The sequence below is a fragment of the Marinobacter oulmenensis genome (assembly GCF_014201735.1).
In the GTDB taxonomy this organism is placed as follows: Bacteria; Pseudomonadota; Gammaproteobacteria; order Pseudomonadales; family Oleiphilaceae; genus Marinobacter; species Marinobacter oulmenensis.
The window spans coordinates 1-22,349 of sequence record NZ_JACHFE010000007.1 but is presented as its reverse complement, the minus strand read 5'-3'; the positions used below and the strand labels follow the sequence as shown (position 1 = coordinate 22,349).

Below are 22,349 nucleotides of genomic sequence, written 5' to 3'. Positions count from 1 at the left end.
GAATCCAGTCGAGTTCATTTTCATAAGGGGTTGCCCTGGCAGACAGGCTTATCCTTGATCGAGCTGATGATAGCGTTACTTTTGAGTACGCTGCTGACGCTGGGCATCTTGACGATGTACCTGGATTCCACAGAAACATCCCGGGTCAGCCGCTCCCTTGCGAGGGTGCAGGAGTCTGGCCGTATTGCGCTCGATCTGATTGCCAGGGATCTGCGGATGGTTGGTTACCAGGGTTGCTCTTATCCCATGCAGGATTTCATACCTGCTTTCGTTGGCTCTAACCTTGATAGCAACTTCTATGACTCTGGCTTACAGGGTGCCCGAGCTGGTGCCAATGGCTGGAGTGATACGGCCGATAATTTTGCCATCCCCGCGTTGGAGGCTTCGGCGGTGACGGGGTCAGACGTTCTGCAAATTCGAAGGACTGCGGGCCCTTCCTTTGCTCTCGATCAGGATATGGCCAATGAGTCGAGTGTTATTGATACGGAATCTGATCGGGCTGTGGCTGAGTATCTTATGGGGCAGAACGCACTTATTACGAACTGTGCCGGTGCAGACATCTTCACAGTCGGAGACCCGGACGGCTTGAATGATGACCAGATTAATCATCAGGCGCTATCTCAGTCCTATCCTGAGGGGTCCCGGATATATCATTTCAATACGACCAGTTATTGGACAGGGGATACGGGCCGTACCGATCAGAACGGTAACGCCATATTTGCTCTCTACCAGAATGGTCTGGAAGTTGTTAGTGGGGTAGAGCGTCTGCAAGTGCTTTACGGCGTTCGTGATGATGACAATGTTCAGTTCCAAGATGCTGAGAATATGGGGAACGACGATTGGAATTCTGTCGACATGGTTCAACTCGGATTACTGGTCAGCGATGAACAGAGTGTGCTTGAGCTGGCGGATGCCAAAGATTACGAGTTGCCAGGAATGACCGTTCAGCCAGTTGGCACGGGGGGAGCCGATGCAGTCTACCCGGCTGATGACCGATTGAGAGCAGCGTTTACAATGACCATTAAGGTCAGGAACCGGATTGATGTCGAGTAATGACAATGGCGGACATTATGGATTGTAAACCGATAGCGATGGCAGGCCCCGGGCGGCAACAAGGGGCTGTGCTTGTCATCAGTCTGATAGTACTGCTTGTCGTGACATTGCTTGGGCTGGGAAGCCTGGAGACGGCGGTATTTCAGGAGCGTATGGCTGTTAATGCCCAGAACAAGAATGTCGCGTTCCAGAACACCGCCAGTCTGCTGGAGGATGTTCTTGAAGATGATTCTGTGATCGGTGGAACCTCAACAGCCATGAGCGACGCCATTGATCGAGGTGTCGGTGTTCCGAGTGCTGCGCAGAACTTCAGTGGTGCAACCGCGCCGGTCTCTGCGGAATACACCATGACTTATGTGGGCGATGCAGGGTTGTTTGCCCGGCCGGGGCAGGAACGATCCGCCCCAACATCTGGGCAAGCGCAGATTCCAAGGGCAAGGTTTGAGCTTCGGCTGACAACGGATAATGCGCAAACTCAGGTAGGGACAAGTCATATTCAGGGTTTTGAGCCCAACTGAACGATTGCATTTGGGGAGATATCTCATGAGGTTAACACGCTGCTTCTGTCACTCTGTCCTATTAGCTGTCTTCGGTTTTCTGGTTTCTGTTTCGGCATGGGCTCAGGATTCCTCTGCGGTCGGTCAGCGTTATGTGACGGTTCAAAAAGCCGCCGAGGGCGTCGACCTACGGATCATGGCGTCAGGTTCCGGTGAGCCGGTGAATGTTTCGATTGTTGAGTGTGAAGGGTGTAGGCCAACCACATTCCTGCCAGCCAGGAATATGGAAGTCTACTTGGGAGACGAGGCGGTTTCCGTGTCTTCAGCATTGAGCAAAAACGGTGAGCCCGGGGTAGTATTTTTTGACCCGGAAACGCGCTTGGCGGAAAAAGTCAGGTTTTACGGGCAGTAAGGTCGGGGTGTCGTCATGAATACATATAGATTTCTGCGTAACGTATCAATTGTCCAGTTCCTGCTGTTGTCTCCTTTCCTTAGCAGCGCCAGTGCCGACGATACCGAGATTTTTTTCAATATTGAGCAGGATGTATCTGCGCCAAACATTCTCTTTCTCTTGGATAACTCTGGGAGTATGGATGCAGATGTTGAAGTAGAATCCCGGGACTTTGATCCCTCGACTGACTATTCCGGTAATTATAGCGACGATTATATCTATTATTTTGATGGATGGGGTGACTGGACATATAGCATCAAAAAAAGTGTTATTGAGTGTTCAGATATTTCGACAAAGCTCAATAACATCGGAAAAACAGCGCCTTATAAAATGGCGTATTATTACCAGAGCCGTTGGAACTCTTTCGAATCTACGGATGTAAATTATTCCGATACCGTGTGCGAAGCAGATGGTAATGATCAGGTTGACTGGTCCAGAATTAGTGCGGAGGAGTTTTACAGCGCCAATTATATGAATTGGCATGACAACCACCGCACGGTCACAACAATGACCCGTCTTGAAATCGTGAAGGATGTCGCAAAGAGCCTTGCAGACGGGCTGGAAGGTGTGAATGTTGGCCTGATGGTTTTTGATAAACAGGCTGGAGACAAAGGCGAGGGCGGTGTCATAGTGGAACCCGTCAGGCCGATCAGCGAGGGACGGTCGGACTTCAAAAATGCTGTTGATGCTCTTGGAGCGGATACTAATACCCCGCTGTCGGAGACGCTGTTCGGTGCGAAAAGATATTTTGAGGGACGACAGCCGTTTCTTAGCCCGGTCAATCGGCAAGCGGATTCAGCCATGGATGGTAACAACTATAAAAGCCCGATTGATCTTGAGTGTCAGGCTAACCATATCGTTCTGTTGACAGATGGTGAGCCCACCCGGGATTCCAACCACGATGGTGAAATGGAGAATGAGCTGGGAGTCGATTGTAGTGGCAATTGCCTGGATGAAATCGCCGATTATATGTACAACGAGGACATAAACAGCGATTTTACGGGAACCCAGCGGGTTATCACTCATACAGTGGGCTTCCAGACAGATCAGACATTGCTTTCTGATACCGCTGATAAGGGCAATGGAAGCTACTACCTGGCTGAGAGTGCAGATCAGTTGGAAGAAGCGTTTAACTCCATTTTCCGGGAAGTTCTCTCGACAAATACAACATTCTCCTCACCGGGCGTGAGTGTCAGTAACTTTAACCAACTGAATCATCTTGACTCGCTCTACTTTGCCGTATTTGAACCGATAGTGGACCCTTTATGGCCCGGTAACCTTAAAAAATATCGACTAAAAGCTGACGGTACCATTGTGGATCAAAATGGTAATGCTGCTGTCGATGAATCAACCGGATTTTTCAAGGATTCCGCGAAAAGCTATTGGTCATCAAATGTCGACGGCCCAAGAATCGACCTTGGTGGTGCCTCCAGTGTTATGGACGACGACGTCAGTGATCGTAACGTATACACATACTACGAGGGATCTTCTTCAACTTCCCTGACGGCGTCTGCCAACAACGTTGTTACAACAAACGACAATCTTAGCAAGACTTTGTTTGGCGATTCGGGGATGACCGACGCCCGCTTGGCTCAACTGATTCGATGGACGCGAGGGGAAGACGTCTTTGACGAGGATAGTGACGGCAACCGTTCTGATTCACGGAACTTTCTCGCAGACCCGCTTCACTCGCGTCCCTATCTCCAGGTGTATGGTGGGGATGAAGAGAACCCCGATACGACGGTCTTCTATGGCGACAACCAGGGGTATATCCACGCTGTAGATGGCGAAACCGGGGAGCTTGAGTTTTCCTTCATCCCGGGTGAGCTGCTGTCGAATCAAGGGCAGTATATGGACCAGCAGCTCTCGGAAACGACAAGGCCTTATGGTATGGATGGGTCGGTGGTTGCGTGGTTTAACGACACCGATTTAGACCGAGTCGTTGATAACGAAGACTCCGTATACATCTATGCAGGGATGCGTCGGGGTGGCAGGAATTACTATGCGCTCGATGTCACGGATCGCTCATCTCCTTCAGCTCTATGGGTTATTCGAGGTGGTTCCGGCGACTATGAGGAGCTTGCGCAAACCTGGTCTGATCCGGTTAAGCACCGGGTCCGGATAGGCGATGAAGTGAAGGACGTGTTGTTCTTCTCCGGGGGCTACGATCCCAATCAGGATAACGTCGGTGTCAGGACTGAGGACTCCATGGGCAGAGCTCTCTACATGGTGGACGCTGAAACCGGCGAGCGACTCTGGTGGGCCGGAAATGATGAAAGTAATGCGGATCTTGAGATTACCGGAATGGACTACAGCATCCCGGCTACGCCTACTGTTGTAGACGTTAATGGCGATGGCCTGGCTGATCAGATCTATGTCGGTGATATGGGGGGGCAGATTTTCCGGTTCGACCTCCGTAATGGCCAGGAGGCTGACTCACTTGCAACGGGTGGAATTATTGCGGATTTCGCTGGTGATACTGCGTCATCCAATCGGCGTTTCTTCTACTCGCCGGATGTGTCCGGCACTTTGAAAAATGGTCTTCGTTATCTGAACCTGGCGATTGGGTCTGGTTACCAGGCACACCCTCTTGATAAGGATATCGATGACCGATTTTACAAAATTACCATCTCATCCATCGGTGTTCCGAAGAACGAGGATGACGAGGTGGAATATACGACATTGAGTGAATCGGATTTGATGGATACGACCGCCAACCTGATACAGGAAGGTACTGACGAGCAACAAAGAGAGGCTCGTGTGGCACTTTCGGAAGCGAACGGGTGGTATATTCGGTTCACCAGAGCGGGAGAGAAGGTGCTGTCGATGAGCACTACGCTTCGGGGTGATGTGTTCTTCACAACTTTTGAGCCTTCTGCCAATCTGGACCCCTGCATTCCTGCGGCAGGTCAGTCACGGCTTTACCATGTGAAGCTCTGGGACGGTCGGGCTGTGGTCAATTATGACGGTATTGGAGGCGACGCAGACGAGGATCTGACGGCATCCGATCGTTACGTTAATCTGAAAACGCTCGGGTTGCCTCCGTCTCCCAAGGCTATAACTATTGATGGTGTGGAGATTGTAGTGGCGGGTGCAGAAACCCTTATGCCTCCAGAGCCTGGGGCGCCAATTCAGAAGATTTATTGGTATGAGGAGTAAGTAGGGGTGTTATCAGTGAGAGATACCAGAGGTTTTACCCTTATAGAGTTGATGATCGTCGTGGCGGTGATTGGTATTCTCGCCGCCATCGCTTACCCAAGCTACATGGATTATGTCGAAGGCGCACGTAGATCTGATGCCCAAGGTGCATTGATGGGGCTGTCGGGTGCCATGGAAAGGCATCGTGCAGCTAACGGCTCCTATGCCGGAGCGGCCGCGGGTGGGGCAGATACGGGAGCCCCCGCAGTTTACGCGGATGAATCTCCGGTTGATGGGGCTCAAAAATTTTATGATTTGACCATAGAAGCCGCAGATGCGACCTCCTATTCCCTGCAGGCTACTCCCAAAAACGCCCAGGCCGGAAATGGCATCTTGACGCTGGACCATACCGGTCGAAGGGGCTGGGATGAAAACGATGATGGGGATACCTCTGATGCCGGTGAAAATGACTGGCAAGATTAGAGCGTCATGGGCAAACTATCTTTCCGCCCCAGGAAAGTGTGATGATCCCGTCACCATCATCGTCAGTGACTGATCGAGCCCTGCCTCCCCGGCTAACTGCAATATAGGTCATCTGGGCGGTAGAGACTTCGTTTGGGCAGATGACCAAGCTGCCGGTTCCACCGTAAACCATGCCGTCCATCCCGAAATGGAAAGAACCGGTTCCGGCAGTTCTTGAGTGGACGGAAAAGCCTTCTTTGGTGCCGGCGAGCAGGCTCCATACTTCGTCGCTGTCTGGATGTCCATCACGGTTGTCGTCTGGAAAGACGGAAACGGGCCGATCCCAGTTATCGTGACACTCATTGGATGAATTCAGCGGGCAGATTCCGACGATTTTCCGGGTGTTGACCGCTTGGCTTCGAGCGTATGCGAACGCGCCAAGGTATCTGTTGGCCAATTCGGATCTTGTATTGCTCAATACAAGATACCTGAAGCTGGGAATGCCAAAACCAAGGATAACTGCCAGAATAGCGAGAGTTACCATTAGCTCCACGAGCGTAAAGCCGCCAAGCGTCCGTGTAGGTTTCATCAGAGACATCCTTGTTCTGAGATAGTTTCAAGCGAGCATCCTGCTCAGTTCCATCCTACACCCGATGTCTGCCTCTACTCCATCCCCAGTTTCTTCAACCGATAACGCAACGCCCGGAAACTGATCCCCAGCCGTTTGGCCGCCGCGGTTTTGTTCCAGCGTGTGGCCTCCAGGGCCTTTTCAATGGCCTGGCGCTCGATGCTCTCCAGGTAGCCTTCCAGATCGATGTTTCCGTCCGGTATCCGGGGCTCTTCTGTGGCTTCCGGTTCCCCGTTGGTGGGACTGGCCGGCGCCATGCCTCCGTTCAGATGCAGGTCATCCGCGTCGATGCGATCGTCATCGCAGAGCGTGAAAGCCCGCTCGAGGATGTTTTCCAGTTCCCGCACATTGCCGGGGAATTCATAGCCGCGCAGTTGCTCGATGGCCGTCTGAGTGAGTGTCGCGGGCTCACACTCGTACTCCCGGGCAATGCGTTCCAGCACATGGCGGGCCAGTAGCGGGATGTCCTCGGAGCGTTCGCGCAGGGGTGGCACCACCAGTTCGATCACGTTGATACGGTAGAACAGGTCCTGTCGGAAACTGCCCTCCTGGACCAGTTCTGTCAGGTTCTTGTGGGTGGCGCTGAGTACCCGGATATCCACGGGAACCTCCCGGGTTTCGCCCACCGGGCGTACCGCTTTCTCCTGGATGGCCCGCAGCAGTTTCACCTGCATGGCCAGGGGCAGGTCGGCCACCTCGTCCAGGAACAGGGTGCCGCCATCAGCAGAGCGGAACAGGCCGTCCTTGCTTTCCACTGCGCCGGTAAAGCTTCCCTTCTTGTGGCCAAAGAACTCGCTTTCCATCAGTTCGGAGGGAATGGCGCCACAGTTAACCGCGACGAAGGGGCCGTCGCTGCGAGGGCCCTGCATGTGGATCATTCGGGCGACCAGTTCCTTGCCGGTACCGGATTCGCCGCTGACGAACACCGGGGCCTGGCTTCGGGCCAGTTTACGGGTCTGGTTGCGAAGTTTGCGGATCTGGGCGGATTCACCCAGCAACAGGCCCGGCTGGTCGGCCTCGGTGGTGTCCCGGGGGCCGGGCTCTGACAGTTTCAGCGCGCTGTTGACCAGTTCCCTCAGGCGGGGGAGATCAACCGGCTTGGAGACAAAGTCAAAAGCACCGGCTTTCAGGGACTCGATGGCGGTGTCCATGTTGCCATAGGCAGTAATCACGGCGACCGGGGTATTGGGCGCGTGCTGCTGGATCCAGTGCACCAGGTCGATGCCGTTGCCGTCCGGCAGGTTCATGTCTGTGAGGCACAACTGGGGGCTGTGTTGTTCCAGCAGAGACCGGGCCGTGGTCAGGTCTGGTGCGGTATGGGTGGTAATGCCCATGCGGCTGAGGGTGATCTCCAGCAGGCTGCGGATATCCGGCTCGTCATCAACGATCAGCGCGGTCTGTGTTGTCATTGTCAGTCTTCGGTTCCCTGTTGAATGGCTGCTGGCCACTGGCCAGTCTGACGACTCAGATCATCCGCCCCGGATGGGCAAAGGTGATCCTGAAACGGCACCCGGGCTGGTCGTCTTCAACCAGCGACAGATGGGCCTGATTGGCTTCACACAATTCCCGTGCCAGGTAAAGGCCCAGGCCGGTGCCGCCCTTGTCAGTTGTAAAGAAAGGCTCGAAAACGGAATGGCGATGCTCGGCGGGTATGCCGGGGCCAAAGTCCCGGACATCCACGTAGGCTCGCTCACCATCGGCCGTAGCCCCTGCCTCCAATTGTATCCTGTTTTCCCCGATTTGCTGTTTGCTGTATCGCAAACCGTTGTCACAGAGGTTGACCAGCACCTGCTCGATTTGGCTCCGATCAAATCTCGCCTGGGGCGTGGCAGGGTCTGGTGAGAGTTCAATTGCCAGAGGCTCGCCATCGCCCCGGGTCTGCTCGAAGTCAATGCAGAACTGCTCAAGCCAGTGCGGGAGATCGACGGCTTCAGCCTCAGCAGGGCGCCGCCGGGACAGGTCCAGCACATTCTCGATAATACCGTTCACCCGCTTTGAGTGGCGCCGGATAATATCGAGCATCTGGTGGTCGCCTTCATCCAGCTGGGGTGATTCCTCCATAAGCTGGGCCGCGTGACTGATGGCTCCGAGTGGATTGCGGATTTCGTGGGCGATGCCGGCCGTCAGCCTGCCCAGGGACGCCAGTTTCATCTGCTGGGCCTGCTGGGTCACTTTGCTCATGTCTTCGATGAACACCAGCGTCTGGTCGCCCTGGTCCTGATCGAGCTGAGTGAAGTTGGCCTGCAGCAGAGGCGAGGTGGCCGTCGCCTGAAAGGGTTCTATCCGTTTGCCTGGATGTTTGCGCCAGGCGAGCAGGCCCTGTTTGAGGGGAGCCGGGAGGATTCGGTCTCCCGGGTGTGCGGAGTCGTTTCGGCTGGCAGCGCCAAACAGCAGCTCCTCGGCGGCCGCATTGGCCAGCCGAATGCTGCCGGAGGCATCCAGTACCAGTATGCCGGTACGCATGCGCTGTATGATCTGGCGATTGATCTGTTCCAGCTCGGCGATGCTGCGGGCTCGGCTGCGGGCGAGAGCCTCGCTTCGGATCATGCGGCGGGAGATGCTCTGCAGCACGAAGGCGGTGGCGAAATAAAGAATCCCGAGTGTGCCGGCCCGAACGATATCGTCTGCAGTTTCATTGATGGCGAGAACCGCCCAGGCAGAGATGCCCAGAGAGCAGATGGCAGCAAGGGCGGCGTAAAACGTACCCATCCGGGTGGGGGTCAGAATATTGCCGGCGGCGACAGACACAATCACCAGGTTGGCGATGCCGTTGGTGATTCCGGAGCTGGTCAGCAGCAGGCCGTGAAGGACCAGAATGTCCAGCAGAACGGACACGATGACATGGCGCTCGCGCGGACAGAATCCCGCGACCATCACCAGAGCGGTGAAGGCGTTAATGGCCAGATAGGAGAAAACGCCGCCCTGGTAGTACTCCAGCCAGCGGAACCGGGTATCGGCGGTAAATGGCTCAATGAAAAGCAGCCCTACCAGCATCAGGCTGACCACCACACGATAGTGGTTGTAAATGCGGAACAGCCGGATCTGCTGTATTTCTGCGACTGAGCCGCTGCTGGCTGGCGAGGCGACGTTACCGGGTGGCGTGGTCATTGACGTCCCGAGGGCTCCTGAGTGAAGAAATTCGTAGCTCTGGGAGGTTATAATAGCGGTTCAATGGCAACAATAGACAGGAGCCCATGCATGTCGGCAGCCGGTAGTGCACTTACCGAATCAGCCAGTGCCCGGAAACTTCGGGTGGTAATGGCCCAGCTCGATTTTCTGGTGGGGGATATCCCCGGCAATACCGATCTGATCATCCAGGCAACCCGGGAGGCCCGTGAGCGGCACGGGGCCGACGTCGTGGTGTTCCCGGAATTGGCCCTGACCGGTTATCCGCCGGAAGATCTGCTGTTGCGGCCCAGCCTGGATCTTCGCATTGCTGAAGCCATGGATCGGCTCCAGGCCGAGGCGCTGGAGCCAGCGATTGTACTCGGTGTTCCCCTGCGAAGCGGCGGGTTGCTCTACAACGCTGCGGTCGTTATTGAGGGTGGGGAAGTCCGGGCTCGGTATTTCAAGCGCTTTCCGCCCAACTATCAGGTGTTTGACGAGATGCGGTACTTTGCGCCGGGGTTGGAAACCCAGGTGCTGGATATCCGCGGAGTGTCGGTGGGCATCACAGTCTGTGAAGACCTCTGGAAGGATGGCCCGGTGGAAGACGCCGCTGCGGCCGGCGCCAAGCTGATCCTTAACCTCAACGCCTCCCCGTACGACATCGATAAGCAGGCCCGTCGCAAGGCACTGCTTGAGCGCAAGGCCTCAGAGAACCAGGTGAGTATTGTCTACGTCAATCTGGTTGGCGGGCAGGATGAGCTGGTGTTTGATGGCGGTTCCATGGTCTATGACCATTCCGGCACCCTGGCGGTGGAAGTGCCCCAGTTCCGCGATGGGCTGTTCGCCGTGGATTTCCTGCATGAGCGCCATTGCCAGCCGGTCTCCCAGACTCTTCCTGATGAGCCCTCCCTGGAGGAGAATGTCTACAACGCACTGGTGACCGGCGTTCGCGACTATGTGAACAAGAACCGGTTCCGGTCCGTGGTCCTGGGTCTGTCTGGGGGGATCGACTCGGCGGTGACCCTGGCGGTGGCGGTGGATGCTCTGGGCAAGGAGCGGGTTCGGGCGGTGATGATGCCGTTCCGTTACACCGCGAGTATAAGTATTGAGGACGCCGAGGCCGAGGCCCGGGCGCTGGGTGTGCAGTACGATGTCTTCTCCATTGAGCCGATGTACGACAGCTTTATGGAGACTCTTGCCGGGCCCTTTGAGGGAACCACACCGGATACTACGGAAGAAAACCTGCAGGCCCGGCTGCGCGGCGTTCTGCTGATGTCACTATCAAACAAGTTCGGCTCCCTGGTTCTGACCACCGGCAACAAGAGCGAGATGGCGGTGGGCTATTCAACCCTCTACGGTGATATGGCCGGTGGTTTTGATGCCCTCAAGGATGTGCCCAAAACACTGGTGTATAGATTGGCTCAGTACCGTAATACCCTGTCGCCGGTCATCCCGGAACGGGTGATTACCCGTCCACCGTCCGCCGAACTGGCACCGGACCAGAAAGACGAGGACAACCTACCTGGTTACGACGTCCTGGACGAGATTCTGAATCTTTATGTGGAGCGGGATTTCAGCGCTGAGGCGATTGTGGCGGAAGGGTTCGAGCCGGCGGATGTTGAGCGGGTGATTCGTCTGGTTGATATCAATGAGTACAAGCGTCGGCAAGCTCCGATAGGCGTCCGGATTACCGAGCGGGGCTTTGGCAAGGACCGCCGCTACCCCATCACCAATGGCTGGAAACTCGGCAACTGATGGGCGATCAGTCCTCGCCCATCAGGCCAAAGGTCACTACGTTGAGCAGAGACCGGTCCTGGCGCTGCAGCCGGTCGGACTGGTAGTTGCCGTCGGCGTCAAAGACTTCGCTGTGCGGGAAGTTCTTGCGTAGCGTGGCAATGGCGCTGTCGGCTCCCTCAGGGAGCTCAAGGTAACGGAAGGTATCGGCCAGCAGGATCAGGGCCTCTTCCACGGCCGGGGATGACGGATAGTTCTCCACCACGTAGCGGGCGCGGTTGTTAGCGGCCAGATAGGCTTCGCGTTTGATGTAATAACGTGCCGCGTGCAGTTCGAGTTCCGCCATGCGGTTGCGGATGGCGATCATCCGCTGGCGGGCATCCAGCGCGTAGTCGCTGTTCGGAAAGCGGTTAAGCAGTTGCGTGAAGTCACGAAACGCCTGCAGTTGCTCGCCCGGGTTACGTGCTGACGGATCAATCGGGAAGTAACGCGCCGCCAGGCCCAGGTCAATGTTGTATGACGCCAGTCCCCGCATATAGAGCGCGTAGTCCAGGTGATCGCTTTGCGGGTTCAGTCGCATGAATCGGTCGGCGGCCGCGCGGGACCCTTCCAGGTCCATGTTCTGGTAGCGGGCATAGATCAGGTCCAGTTGCGCTTGTTCGGCATAACGGCCAAACGGGTAGTAGGTTTCCAGCGCGTCCAGATTTTCCTCGGCCTCATTGAAATTGCCCGAATTCATCGCTTCGCGGGCGTTCTCGTAGTAGGTCTTCTCCGCAAGAACTTCCGGCTCATCCTGTTGCTGGGAGGCACAGCCGGCAGCCAGCATCATGATGGTGGAAAGTAGCAGTAAACGGACAACTGATCTCATGCCGGAATCCCGTATAATGGTCTGGACTTAAGTTGAAGGCGCCATTGTAACGGGGAAGAGCCCCCATGTGCAGTGTCTTCAGACGGTTGTTGAGATAACCTGACCGAAAGGTAACCTTGCCGGCCTGTTAACCTGCGGGCCGGACACACTTCATCGAACTGGCAATACGAGGCCGAATGTCTTCCGAAAACCGAATTACCGGTCATTTCACCATTCCCCCGGAGTTAAGCGGCAAGCGCCTGGACCAGGCTGCGGCGTCGCTCATGCCCGAACACTCCCGCTCCCGGCTGCAGTCGTGGATCAAAGGGGGCGCGCTAACGGTAAACGGCCAGACCCGCAAGCCCCGTGACAAGGTCATGCTCGACGATGCGCTGGATCTGGATGCCGAGCCGGAAGCCCAGGTTACCTGGCAGGCCGAGCCCATCAGTCTCGATGTTGTGTATGAAGATGAGCACCTTCTGGTGATCAATAAACCGGCCGGGCTGGTGGTTCATCCCGCGGCCGGCCACGCCGACGGGACTCTGGTCAACGCCCTGCTCAACCATGCGCCGGAGGTGGAAAACCTGCCCCGTGCGGGCATTGTGCATCGGCTGGATAAGGACACCTCCGGAATCATGGTGGTGGCCCGCAGTCTGATTGCCCACACCTCGCTGGTGGAGCAGTTGCAGACCAGAACCATGGGCCGCGAATACGAGGCCGTGGTGGTAGGTTCGTTGACCGGGGGCGCCACCGTGGATGCCCCGATCGGCCGCCATCCCACGGACCGCAAGCGCATGGCGGTGGTACCCACGGGCAAGCCCGCGGTGACTCACTACCGGCTGATTGAGCGTTTTGCGGCCCATACCCATGTTCGCTGCAAGCTGGAGAGTGGACGTACGCACCAGATTCGGGTCCATATGGCCCATGTGAATCACCCGCTGGTGGGGGACCCGGTCTACGGCGGGCGGTTGCGCCTGCCCAAGGGCACTAGTGAGGAATTGCGGGCGGTGCTGGCGGGTTTCCATCGCCAGGCGCTGCACGCCCGGCAACTGACACTGGAGCATCCGGAGTCCGGCGAAACCCTGAGTTGGGAGGTGCCTTTGCCGGATGATATGGTCAAGCTGATAGACGCTCTGCGCAAGCATGCCAGCGAGCAGGAGGCACGTGATTTCTGAACGTCAATGGCTGGAGCCCGAGTGGCCCCTGACAGATCGTGTAGGTGCGCTGTGCACCACGCGCCTGGGTGGTGTCAGTGAGGCGCCCTGGGATTCGTTCAACCAGGGCCTGCACGTGGGCGATAACCCCGACCATGTAATCCGGAACCGGCGCCGCCTGGCCCAATCGGCGGGACTGGAGTCTGGCTCCATTGGCTGGCTGGATCAGGTCCATGGCACCCGCGTGGTGGAACTGACGCCGCAAACGGTGACCACTGTGCCGGAGGCCGATGCCAGTTTTACCCGCCACCCGGGAATGGCCTGTGCCATCCTGACCGCAGACTGCCTGCCCGTTGTGTTGGCGGATGACCAGGCCAGTGTTGTCGGCGCGGCCCATGCCGGTTGGCGCAGTCTGTGTGGTGGGGTGCTTGAGAACCTGGTCGACAGTCTGGGTGTTGGTCGCCAATGCCTGCATGCCTGGCTGGGCCCGGCTATCGGGCCTGAACGTTTCGAAGTCGGGCCGGAAGTCCGCGAGGCGTTTATCAGTCAGCATCCGGAAGCCGAGCGGGCCTTTGTCACCAGCCCGTCCCGCTCCGGCCACTATCTGGCCGACATCTATGAACTGGCCCGGATTCGCCTGGCGCACGCCGGTGTCACCCGCATCCACGGGGGAGGGTTGTGCACGGTGAGCGACTCCGCCCGTTTCTTTTCCTATCGTCGGGATGGCCAGACTGGCCGGATGGCGACTCTGGTCTGGCTGAAACAGACCGTCAGTCCGGAATCATGATGGCCGTCAATTTTCTGACGAAATCCCCTTTCTGCGCTTGAAGTCCCTCCAACTGCCCCTACATTTATTGACAAAGCAATGAGAACCGTGGGCCGACAGCCTCGCCCGCGTTCGAGTCAAAATTTGGGGTAGAGAACACATGAGAATCGACAAGCTCACCAGCAAACTGCAATCCGCTCTGGCGGATGCGCAGTCCATCGCGGTAGGCAAAGACCATAATTTTATTGAGCCGGTGCACCTGATGCAGGCGCTGATGGACCAGCAGGGCGGTTCAATCAAGCCTCTGTTGCAGCAGATCGGCGTCGAGCCTGGCCGGGTCCGCCAGGCGGTCGCGCGGGAGATCGAAAACCTGCCGGAAGTGCAGGGCAGCGCCGGAGACGTCTCCATGTCCAATGATATGGGGCGGCTGTTCAATATATCCGACAAATACGCCCAGCAGCGCGGCGATCAGTTCGTTTCCAGCGAGCTGGTTCTGCTGGCGGCTCTGGAAGACCGTGGCTCCCTGGGCCGGATTCTCCGTGAGCAGGGTGTCGACAAGGCCGCGCTCGAAAGCGCCATTGATGAGGTCCGGGGCGGTGAGAATGTGAACGATGCCAGCGCCGAGGAGAACCGGCAGGCTCTGGACAAGTACACCATCAATCTGACCGACAGGGCCGAGGCGGGCAAACTGGACCCGGTGATCGGTCGTGACGACGAGATTCGCAGAACCATCCAGGTGCTTCAGCGCCGTCGCAAGAACAACCCGGTACTGATTGGTGAGCCGGGCGTGGGTAAAACCGCAATCGTTGAAGGGCTGGCCCAGCGTATCGTGAACGGCGAAGTGCCGGATGGCCTCAAGGACAAGAAGGTCCTGTCCCTGGACATGGGCGCACTGATCGCAGGCGCCAAGTTCCGGGGTGAGTTCGAGGAGCGCCTGAAAGCGGTGCTGAATGAACTGGCCAAGCAGGAAGGCCAGATCATCCTGTTTATTGACGAGATTCACACCATGGTGGGCGCCGGCAAGGCCGAGGGCTCCATGGATGCCGGCAACATGCTCAAGCCCGCGCTGGCCCGGGGTGAACTGCACTGCGTAGGGGCCACCACTCTGGATGAATATCGCGAGAACATCGAAAAAGATGCCGCGCTGGAGCGTCGCTTCCAGAAAGTGGTGGTCAGTGAGCCGACAGAGGAAGACACCATTGCCATTCTCCGCGGTCTGAAAGAGCGTTATGAGGTGCACCACGGTGTTGAAGTCACGGATGGTGCCATCATCGCGGCGGCCAAACTGTCCCACCGGTACATTACCGATCGTCAGTTGCCGGACAAGGCGATTGACCTGGTGGATGAGGCAGCCAGTCAGATCCGTATGGAAATGGACTCCAAGCCCGAGGCTCTGGACCGCCTGGAGCGCCGTCTGATCCAGTTGAAGATTGAGCGGGAGGCGCTGAAAAAGGAAACCGATGCGGCATCCAAGAAGCGCCTGGAGGAATTGTCCTCGGTGATCGCCGGTGTCGAGCGTGAGTATGCGGATCTCGAAGAGGTCTGGAACACCGAGAAAGCGGCCCTGCACGGTTCCCAGAAGATCAAGAGCAAGCTTGAGCAGGTGCGGATTGATCTGGAGAACGCCCGTCGGGCTGGCGATCTGGGCAAGATGTCCGAGCTTCAGTACGGCACCATTCCCGAGCTTGAGCGCCAGCTGGATATGGCCAGCCAGGCCGAGATGATGGAAATGAAGCTGCTGCGCAATCGCGTGACCGACGAGGAGATCGCCGAGATCGTCTCCAAGTGGACCGGTATTCCCGTCTCCAAGATGCTGGAAGGCGAGCGCGACAAGCTGATGCGCATGGAAGAGGCGCTGCACGACCGGGTGATTGGCCAGGATGAAGCCGTGGAAGCGGTGTCCAATGCGGTGCGCCGCTCACGGGCCGGTCTGGCGGACCCGCATCGTCCGAACGGTTCCTTCCTGTTCCTGGGGCCGACCGGTGTGGGTAAAACCGAGCTGTGCAAGGCGCTGGCCTCGTTCCTGTTCGATACCGAAGAGGCCATGGTTCGCATCGATATGTCCGAGTTCATGGAGAAACACTCCGTGGCCCGCCTGATCGGTGCGCCTCCGGGCTACGTCGGCTACGAGGAAGGGGGCTACCTGACCGAGTCCGTTCGTCGCCGGCCCTATTCGGTGCTGCTGCTGGACGAGGTTGAAAAGGCGCACCCGGATGTCTTCAACATTCTTCTCCAGGTGCTGGAGGATGGCCGTCTGACCGATGGTCAGGGGCGCACCGTGGACTTCCGGAATACCGTCATTGTGATGACCTCGAATCTGGGCTCGGACATCATCCAGCAGCAGGCAGGGGAAGAGAATTATGAAGCAATGAAAGCCGCAGTCATGGAAGTCGTGGGTACCCACTTCCGGCCCGAGTTCATCAACCGTGTGGATGAAGTGGTGGTGTTCCACCCGCTGGCGGAAGGGCAGATCCAGGGGATTGCCCGTATCCAGATCGAGAATCTGGCGCTGCGCCTGAAGGAGCAGGATATTGCCCTGGATCTGGGCGACGACGCCATGCAGTTGCTGGCAGAGGTTGGCTACGATCCGGTATATGGTGCCCGCCCGCTCAAGCGTGCTATCCAGCGGATGATTGAAAATCCACTGGCCCAGCGTCTGTTGCAGGGTGACTTTGTGCCCGGCGATACCATCCGGGCACAGGTTCAGGATGGAGCCCTGGTCTTCGACAAGGCTTGATCAGGAAGGTAGCACCGAAGGGAGTCGGTGCTACTGCCCCTCTTCTGCAGGGCCGCAGTTGTCTTCCGCGATTTTCTGGAACTGCTGGCGCCGCTCTTCAATCTCCTCGGGGCTCAGATAGCGCATTTCGCCGTTTTCCTCGGTACGGATCCGGGCGTTATTCTCGATGATCTCAAGATTGGAGCGGGCCGTGGCGCAGTTGGCTTCGCGCTGCTTGCGTCGTGCCTCCTGCACTGCCGTTTCCTTCTGGCGTTGCTGCTCTTCCTGCTGTCGCTGTTCCAGCTCTTCAACCTGTTCCTGCGGGCTCGCCCGTTCTTTGGTGGCGGAGCCGCTGGTGCCAGAGCGAACGTCGACCTGTTCTGAGTTCTGTCCGGTCGGCTGACGATCACCGAAGTGGGTCACGCCGTTTTCATCGGTCCACTTGTACACCGAACTGCCGGCGGCCATGACTGGCAGCAGGCTCATTACTATCGTCAGCATCAGGAGTTTTCGATTCATGTCTATGCCCGTTATCGGTTGCTTCCTGCCTTGATAATGCCACCAGAAGTATGCCGGTTCCTATGCCTGGTTCAAATCTCTGAATAACAATTGCTTCCAGTATGGCAGACAATGCCCCGAAAGCGCCCGAATTAAGCCGGAGCGCCTATTGACAGGGAGTTTCCCGCTGTCAGAATTGTGGACTGCCTGAAACTGGGGCAATACGGCAGGCAATCCCGAGCAAGTATCCCCCGTTGATCACCACACTGAGCGTATCCGTTCGGATATGCGTTGGTTGTTGCTTACGTGCAACCCGATGATTGGCCGCTCTCCGCAACCCTCAGGAGGTCGGCCGGCCAGGAGACAACCTCTCAAAGGAAAGTGTGGAGGAGTAAGCCGGTACCGCTTTCACAAGAAGCAGGGACACCGGGAATCCAGGCGACCGGGCGTGGGCCCGGATCATTCACTCGTAGAAGAGGGTAGTTAATCGTGGAGTTATTGTCTGGCGCCGATATGCTGATCCGGTCCCTCCAGGACGAAGGGATCGAGAACATATACGGCTATCCGGGTGGTGCAGCGCTGCATATCTATGACGCGCTGTTCAGGCAGGACAAAGTCAAGCATATCCTGGTTCGCCATGAGCAGGCGGCGGTTCATATGGCCGACGGCTACGCCCGCGCAACCGGGAAACCAGGTACCGTACTGGTGACCTCGGGTCCTGGAGCCACCAACACCATCACCGGCATCGCCACCGCCTTCATGGATTCCATTCCCATGGTTGTGCTCTGTGGCCAGGTTGCCTCCTCGCTGATCGGCGAAGACGCCTTCCAGGAAACCGATATGATCGGCGTCTCCCGTCCGGTGGTGAAGCACAACCTGAGTGTCCGTCATCCCCAGGACATTCCGGAAATCATCCGCAAGGCTTACTACATCGCATCCACCGGTCGCCCCGGCCCGGTTGTGGTGGACATTCCCAAGGATATGACCTCGCCCAACGAGCGGTATGAGTATGTCTATCCGAAGAAAGTGAAGCTGCGCTCCTACAACCCGGCCATTCGTGGCCACGCCGGTCAGATCAAGAAGGCTGTGGATATGATGCTGGCTGCCCGTCGGCCGGTGATCTATGCCGGTGGCGGGGTTATCCTCGGCAAGGCAACGGAACAGTTGACGGAGCTGACCCGTCTGCTGGGCTATCCGCTGACCAATACCCTGATGGGGATCGGCTGCTACCCCTGTTCCGACAAGCAACACCTGGGCTGGCTGGGCATGCATGGCACCTATGAAGCCAACATGGCCATGCACCACTCGGATCTGATTCTGGCGGTGGGCGCGCGCTTTGATGACCGCGTTACCAATGCCACGGAGAAGTTCTGCCCGGGGGCACGGATCATCCACATTGATATTGACCCGGCGTCCATCTCAAAGACGGTTGAGGCGGATGTGCCCATCGTTGGCCCCGTCGATGCCGTGCTCAAGGAGATGCTGTCCCTGGTCAAGAGCGCCAAGACCGAGCCGGACGCGGAAGCGCTTGCCTCCTGGTGGAAACAGATCGACGAATGGCGTGCGTTCCATGGCATGCGCTATGAAACCAGTCCCGAGGTGATCAAACCCCAGGAAGTGGTGGAGATGCTCAGTCGTCTGACCAAGGGTGAGGCCTTTGTCGCCTCGGATGTCGGTCAGCACCAGATGTTTGCGGCCCAGTACTACAAGTTCGACCGGCCCAACCGCTGGATCAACTCTGGTGGTCTGGGCACCATGGGCTTCGGGTTTCCCGCGGCCATGGGAGTCAAGCTGACGCACCCGGATGACGAAGTGCTGTGCATCACCGGTGAAGGCAGTATCCAGATGAACATCCAGGAGCTGTCCACCTGCAAGCAGTACGACATTCCGGTGAAGATCATCAACCTGAACAACCAGGCGCTGGGCATGGTCAAGCAGTGGCAGGACATGAACTATGAATCCCGCCACTCGCAGTCCTACATGGAATCCCTGCCGGATTTCATCAAGCTGGTTGAGGCCTACGGCCATGTCGGCATGCGCATTGATCGCAAGGAAGACCTGGAGCCCAAGCTCAAGGAAGCGCTGGCGATGAAAGACAAGCTGGTGTTCATTGATATCTATGTCGATCGGTTCGAGCACGTCTACCCCATGCAGGTAGCCCGCGGTTCCATGAAAGACATGTGGCTCAGCAAGACAGAGAGGGTGTGATCATGCGTCGAATCATTTCTGTATTGCTGGAAAACGAGCCGGGCGCGCTGTCACGGGTGGTTGGGCTGTTCTCCCAGCGTAACTACAATATCGAGACACTGACGGTGGCGCCCACTGAGGACGAAACCCTGTCACGTCTGACGGTAACGACCACCGGTTCCGACAAGGTGATCGAGCAGATTACCAAGCAGCTGAACAAGCTGATTGAAGTCGTCAAGCTGGTGGATCTGACCGAAGGTTCCCACATCGAGCGTGAGCTGATGCTGGTGAAGCTCAAGGCCACCGGTTCGCAGCGGGCCGAGATCAAGCGTACGGTGGACATCTTCCGTGGCCAGATCGTGGATGTGACCAGTTCGGTCTACACCGTCCAGTTGGCGGGCAACAGTGAAAAGCTCGATGGTTTTATCCAGGCGGTGGGCACCTCCGGAGTGCTGGAAGTGGTCCGGACCGGTGTTTCCGGTATCGCCCGGGGCGAAAAAGTTCTCAGCCTTTAAGGGCTGTTTGTGATTGATCATTGAATTGAGTGGCGCGAAGCCACAACAGACAAGAGGTTCTCATGCAGGTTTACTACGATAAAGATTGTGATCTCTCCCTTATCCAGAGCAAGAAAGTGGCCATCCTCGGGTTTGGTTCCCAGGGCCATGCTCACGCATGCAACCTGAAAGAGTCCGGTGTTGATGTGACTGTCGGTCTGCGCCCGGGTTCTTCCTCCATTGCCAAGGCCGAAGCCTATGGTCTGAAGACCGCTGATGTGCCGACCGCCGTTGCCGGTGCCGATGTGGTCATGGTCCTGACTCCGGATGAATACCAGGCAGCGCTGTACGCCAGTGACATCGAGCCGAACCTGAAGGACGGTGCAACCCTGGCATTTGCCCACGGTTTTGCCATCCATTACAACCAGATCGTTCCGCGCAAGGACCTGGACGTCATCATGGTTGCTCCCAAGGCGCCGGGCCACACCGTGCGCACCGAGTTCGAGCGTGGCGGCGGCATCCCGGATCTGATCGCCATCTTCCAGGACGCCTCCGGCAACGCCAAGAACCTGGCTCTGTCCTACGCCAGCGGCATTGGTGGTGGTCGTACCGGTATCATCGAAACCAGCTTCAAGGATGAAACCGAAACCGATCTGTTCGGTGAGCAGGCCGTTCTGTGTGGCGGTACCGTTGAGCTGGTAAAAGCCGGTTTCGAAACCTTGGTAGAGGCCGGTTACGCGCCGGAAATGGCGTACTTCGAGTGTCTGCACGAACTCAAGCTGATCGTTGATCTGATGTACGAAGGCGGCATCGCCAACATGAACTACTCCATCTCCAACAACGCGGAGTATGGCGAGTACGTGACTGGCCCCGAGATCATCAACGACGAATCCCGCGAAGCCATGCGCAACGCGCTCAAGCGCATTCAAAGCGGTGAATACGCCAAGATGTTTATCTCTGAAGGTGGCCTGAACTATCCGTCCATGACCGCCCGTCGTCGTCAGAACGCGGCGCACGAGATCGAAGTGGTCGGCGAGAAGTTGCGCTCCATGATGCCGTGGATTTCCGCGAACAAGATCGTGGACAAAGACAAAAACTGATCCGGATTCCGGACCAGTTTTGACAGAACGCGGCCCGTGTGGCCGCGTTTTTCGTATATACTCCGCCCAAAGCATTTCCGGAGTTTTTGGAATGACCGAAGAAAAGACATCTGCCGACGCACCCGATACCCGGGACCCCGAGGACGTGGAAATCGAAGACGGAGAAGTGGTGGAAGAAGAGATGGTGGAAGGCGCCAAAGTCAGGCGCAAGGGGATTTACCTGTTGCCCAACGCCCTGACCACCGCCTCCCTGTTCTCCGGCTTCTACGCCATTGTTTCTGCGGCCAACGGTATTTTCGACAATGCCGCCATTGCCGTGTTTGTCTCCATGGTTCTGGACGGGCTCGATGGCCGTGTTGCGCGTATGACCAACACCCAGAGCAAGTTTGGCGAGGAATACGACAGCCTTGCGGACATGGTGGCATTTGGTGTGGCGCCGGGACTGGTGGCGTTTTTCTGGTCACTGAATGGCCTGGGCAAAATCGGCTGGGCTGTCACCTTTATCTACGTGGCGGGCGCCGCGCTCCGGCTGGCCCGGTTCAACACCCAGATCGGCTCTGTGGACAAGAAGTACTTTGTGGGTTTGGCCAGTCCCTCGGCGGCGGCCTGCGTAGCCGGCCTGGTCTGGTGTTTCCATGATTTTGGCGAATCATCCTGGTTGTCCCTGCTAACCATCGTCGTGGTGGCTGGCTCTGGATTGCTGATGGTGAGCAATATCCTCTATCGCAGCTTCAAGGATCTGGATCTGCGCGGACGCGTTCCTTTCGCGGCTATCCTGCTGGTGGTCCTGATGCTGGTGGTGATCGCCCTGGATCCGGCCACCGTGCTGTTTACCGCGTTCCTGCTTTACGCGGTCTCGGGTCCAGTGAGGGCTCTGTTCCGGGGTAAGCCTGGTCGAGTCAGCCAGTGACGATTCTCGGCCGGTGTTCGCCGGTCGTGAATTTTCACGAAAACCCGGGTCAAACATAGTCCTGTTGTGTCGCTTTCCCCTTGGCGCCCGAATTGATCGATATCTGACCGATGCAGGGACGTTTGTGGGGCGGCATGTAGGTGGAAACCGAAGCTGGAATGCTTTTTCTTTCATAGGTCGTTGACAGTTTCTCTGCCACCTGTAGAATGCGCATCTCTCTTGAGGCACCCGGCCGTAAGGCGGGGAGATTTGAGAGGTTTAACCGCTTGAAACGCATAGAAAATTTTTAAATTGGATTTGCGAGAAAGTGGTTGACAGGGTGGCGATTCGCTGTAAAATGCGCACCACTTCTGAGGCAGTCAGCCACGGCGACTGATTCGGAGAAAAGGCCGCTTTTGGTCTTGAAGGAAAGTCGGGGTTAGGCGCTTGAGTCGCTTCGAAAAACTCTTCAAAAAAAGCGGTTGACAGAGGCGGCAAGCGATGTAGAATACGCGGCCTTGATTGAGCAGCAGCTCAACGCTCTTTAACAAGTGGACCAAGTAATTCGTGTGGGCGCTGGCCGAGGTATGTCGGATACGAGATATCAAGGCAAGCGACCTGTCAGAG

18 protein-coding genes are annotated in these 22,349 nt (G+C 57.2%); 13 read left to right on the top strand and 5 right to left on the bottom strand.

The window, feature by feature from the left end:
- Nucleotides 1-54: 54 nt before the first annotated feature.
- Genes HNR38_RS13225 through HNR38_RS13205 form a run of 5 tightly spaced genes read left to right on the top strand, consistent with a single transcriptional unit; the run spans nucleotide 55 to nucleotide 5,622 of the window.
- Nucleotides 55-1,053: a PilW family protein gene (locus tag HNR38_RS13225; protein WP_183705047.1), complete on the top strand. Its 999-nt coding sequence runs from the start codon at nucleotides 55-57 to the stop codon at nucleotides 1,051-1,053.
- Nucleotides 1,053-1,571 carry a PilX N-terminal domain-containing pilus assembly protein gene (locus HNR38_RS13220; protein WP_183705045.1) on the top strand — a complete coding sequence of 173 codons (519 nt, stop codon included), beginning with the start codon at nucleotides 1,053-1,055 and terminating at the stop codon, nucleotides 1,569-1,571. Before HNR38_RS13225 ends, HNR38_RS13220 begins: the two co-directional genes overlap by 1 nt.
- A gap of 25 nt (nucleotides 1,572-1,596) precedes the next feature.
- A complete protein-coding gene (locus HNR38_RS13215; RefSeq protein ID WP_183705043.1) occupies nucleotides 1,597-1,962 on the top strand; it encodes a hypothetical protein in 366 nt (121 codons plus the stop codon).
- 15 nt (nucleotides 1,963-1,977) lie between these two features.
- Nucleotides 1,978-5,160 (top strand): PilC/PilY family type IV pilus protein, encoded by a 3,183-nt coding sequence (locus tag HNR38_RS13210; protein WP_183705041.1) that lies wholly within the window; start codon nucleotides 1,978-1,980, stop codon nucleotides 5,158-5,160.
- Nucleotides 5,161-5,175: 15 nt separating this feature from the next.
- The gene (locus tag HNR38_RS13205; protein WP_183705039.1) at nucleotides 5,176-5,622 is read left to right on the top strand and encodes a type IV pilin protein; all 447 of its coding nucleotides are present in this window, start codon (nucleotides 5,176-5,178) and stop codon (nucleotides 5,620-5,622) included.
- 4 nt (nucleotides 5,623-5,626) lie between these two features.
- On the opposite strand, the gene HNR38_RS13200 is transcribed toward HNR38_RS13205, so the two are convergent.
- The 3 genes from HNR38_RS13200 to HNR38_RS13190 form a co-directional block, all read right to left on the bottom strand.
- Nucleotides 5,627-6,190: a GspH/FimT family pseudopilin gene (locus HNR38_RS13200; RefSeq protein ID WP_183705037.1), complete on the bottom strand. Its 564-nt coding sequence runs from the start codon at nucleotides 6,188-6,190 to the stop codon at nucleotides 5,627-5,629.
- 74 nt (nucleotides 6,191-6,264) lie between these two features.
- The gene (locus tag HNR38_RS13195) at nucleotides 6,265-7,638 is read right to left on the bottom strand and encodes a sigma-54-dependent transcriptional regulator (RefSeq protein WP_183705035.1); all 1,374 of its coding nucleotides are present in this window, start codon (nucleotides 7,636-7,638) and stop codon (nucleotides 6,265-6,267) included.
- A 55-nt stretch (nucleotides 7,639-7,693) separates the two neighbouring features.
- Nucleotides 7,694-9,337, bottom strand: a complete 1,644-nt coding sequence (locus tag HNR38_RS13190) for a sensor histidine kinase (RefSeq protein WP_183705033.1) — start codon at nucleotides 9,335-9,337, stop codon at nucleotides 7,694-7,696.
- Nucleotides 9,338-9,427: 90 nt separating this feature from the next.
- Here HNR38_RS13190 and HNR38_RS13185 point away from each other — a divergent pair, with 90 nt between their 5' ends.
- Nucleotides 9,428-11,092, top strand: coding sequence for an NAD+ synthase (locus tag HNR38_RS13185; protein ID WP_183705031.1), 1,665 nt, complete (start codon nucleotides 9,428-9,430; stop codon nucleotides 11,090-11,092).
- A gap of 7 nt (nucleotides 11,093-11,099) precedes the next feature.
- Here HNR38_RS13185 and HNR38_RS13180 read toward each other — a convergent pair whose 3' ends face one another.
- Nucleotides 11,100-11,939 carry an outer membrane protein assembly factor BamD gene (locus HNR38_RS13180; RefSeq protein ID WP_183705029.1) on the bottom strand — a complete coding sequence of 280 codons (840 nt, stop codon included), beginning with the start codon at nucleotides 11,937-11,939 and terminating at the stop codon, nucleotides 11,100-11,102.
- Nucleotides 11,940-12,115: 176 nt separating this feature from the next.
- On the opposite strand from HNR38_RS13180, the gene rluD reads away from it, so the two are divergent.
- The 3 genes from rluD (at nucleotide 12,116) to clpB (ending at nucleotide 16,575) form a co-directional block, all read left to right on the top strand.
- Entirely contained in the window at nucleotides 12,116-13,093 is a 978-nt protein-coding gene (gene rluD, locus HNR38_RS13175) for a 23S rRNA pseudouridine(1911/1915/1917) synthase RluD (RefSeq protein ID WP_183705027.1), read from the top strand.
- Nucleotides 13,083-13,859: a peptidoglycan editing factor PgeF gene (gene pgeF / locus HNR38_RS13170; protein ID WP_343068320.1), complete on the top strand. Its 777-nt coding sequence runs from the start codon at nucleotides 13,083-13,085 to the stop codon at nucleotides 13,857-13,859. The genes rluD and pgeF overlap by 11 nt, the downstream gene beginning before the upstream one ends.
- 139 nt (nucleotides 13,860-13,998) lie before the next feature.
- Nucleotides 13,999-16,575 carry an ATP-dependent chaperone ClpB gene (gene clpB, locus HNR38_RS13165; RefSeq protein WP_183705023.1) on the top strand — a complete coding sequence of 859 codons (2,577 nt, stop codon included), beginning with the start codon at nucleotides 13,999-14,001 and terminating at the stop codon, nucleotides 16,573-16,575.
- A gap of 30 nt (nucleotides 16,576-16,605) precedes the next feature.
- On the opposite strand, the gene HNR38_RS13160 is transcribed toward clpB, so the two are convergent.
- Nucleotides 16,606-17,073 (bottom strand): DUF4124 domain-containing protein, encoded by a 468-nt coding sequence (locus tag HNR38_RS13160; RefSeq protein ID WP_183705021.1) that lies wholly within the window; start codon nucleotides 17,071-17,073, stop codon nucleotides 16,606-16,608.
- 468 nt (nucleotides 17,074-17,541) lie between these two features.
- On the opposite strand from HNR38_RS13160, the gene HNR38_RS13155 reads away from it, so the two are divergent.
- From HNR38_RS13155 to pssA, 4 genes are all read left to right on the top strand, one after another.
- The gene (locus HNR38_RS13155; RefSeq protein WP_183705019.1) at nucleotides 17,542-19,260 is read left to right on the top strand and encodes an acetolactate synthase 3 large subunit; all 1,719 of its coding nucleotides are present in this window, start codon (nucleotides 17,542-17,544) and stop codon (nucleotides 19,258-19,260) included.
- 2 nt (nucleotides 19,261-19,262) lie between these two features.
- Nucleotides 19,263-19,754 carry an acetolactate synthase small subunit gene (gene ilvN / locus HNR38_RS13150; protein ID WP_183705017.1) on the top strand — a complete coding sequence of 164 codons (492 nt, stop codon included), beginning with the start codon at nucleotides 19,263-19,265 and terminating at the stop codon, nucleotides 19,752-19,754.
- A gap of 62 nt (nucleotides 19,755-19,816) precedes the next feature.
- Nucleotides 19,817-20,833: a ketol-acid reductoisomerase gene (ilvC, locus tag HNR38_RS13145; protein WP_183705010.1), complete on the top strand. Its 1,017-nt coding sequence runs from the start codon at nucleotides 19,817-19,819 to the stop codon at nucleotides 20,831-20,833.
- A gap of 91 nt (nucleotides 20,834-20,924) precedes the next feature.
- Nucleotides 20,925-21,743 (top strand): CDP-diacylglycerol--serine O-phosphatidyltransferase, encoded by an 819-nt coding sequence (gene pssA / locus HNR38_RS13140; protein ID WP_183705008.1) that lies wholly within the window; start codon nucleotides 20,925-20,927, stop codon nucleotides 21,741-21,743.
- The last annotated feature ends 606 nt before the right edge of the window (nucleotides 21,744-22,349 follow it).

Bases quoted from the DNA above. Each gene is read 5' to 3' on its own strand.
- HNR38_RS13220 (WP_183705045.1), top strand. From the start codon at position 1,053: ATGACAATGGCGGACATTATGGATTGTAAACCGATAGCGATGGCAGGC.
- HNR38_RS13215 (WP_183705043.1), top strand. From the start codon at position 1,597: ATGAGGTTAACACGCTGCTTCTGTCACTCTGTCCTATTAGCTGTCTTC.
- HNR38_RS13210 (WP_183705041.1), top strand. From the start codon at position 1,978: ATGAATACATATAGATTTCTGCGTAACGTATCAATTGTCCAGTTCCTG.
- HNR38_RS13200 (WP_183705037.1), bottom strand. From the start codon at position 6,190: ATGAAACCTACACGGACGCTTGGCGGCTTTACGCTCGTGGAGCTAATG.
- HNR38_RS13195 (WP_183705035.1), bottom strand. From the start codon at position 7,638: ATGACAACACAGACCGCGCTGATCGTTGATGACGAGCCGGATATCCGC.
- HNR38_RS13190 (WP_183705033.1), bottom strand. From the start codon at position 9,337: ATGACCACGCCACCCGGTAACGTCGCCTCGCCAGCCAGCAGCGGCTCA.
- HNR38_RS13185 (WP_183705031.1), top strand. From the start codon at position 9,428: ATGTCGGCAGCCGGTAGTGCACTTACCGAATCAGCCAGTGCCCGGAAA.
- HNR38_RS13180 (WP_183705029.1), bottom strand. From the start codon at position 11,939: ATGAGATCAGTTGTCCGTTTACTGCTACTTTCCACCATCATGATGCTG.
- rluD (WP_183705027.1), top strand. From the start codon at position 12,116: ATGTCTTCCGAAAACCGAATTACCGGTCATTTCACCATTCCCCCGGAG.
- clpB (WP_183705023.1), top strand. From the start codon at position 13,999: ATGAGAATCGACAAGCTCACCAGCAAACTGCAATCCGCTCTGGCGGAT.
- HNR38_RS13160 (WP_183705021.1), bottom strand. From the start codon at position 17,073: ATGAATCGAAAACTCCTGATGCTGACGATAGTAATGAGCCTGCTGCCA.
- ilvN (WP_183705017.1), top strand. From the start codon at position 19,263: ATGCGTCGAATCATTTCTGTATTGCTGGAAAACGAGCCGGGCGCGCTG.
- ilvC (WP_183705010.1), top strand. From the start codon at position 19,817: ATGCAGGTTTACTACGATAAAGATTGTGATCTCTCCCTTATCCAGAGC.
- pssA (WP_183705008.1), top strand. From the start codon at position 20,925: ATGACCGAAGAAAAGACATCTGCCGACGCACCCGATACCCGGGACCCC.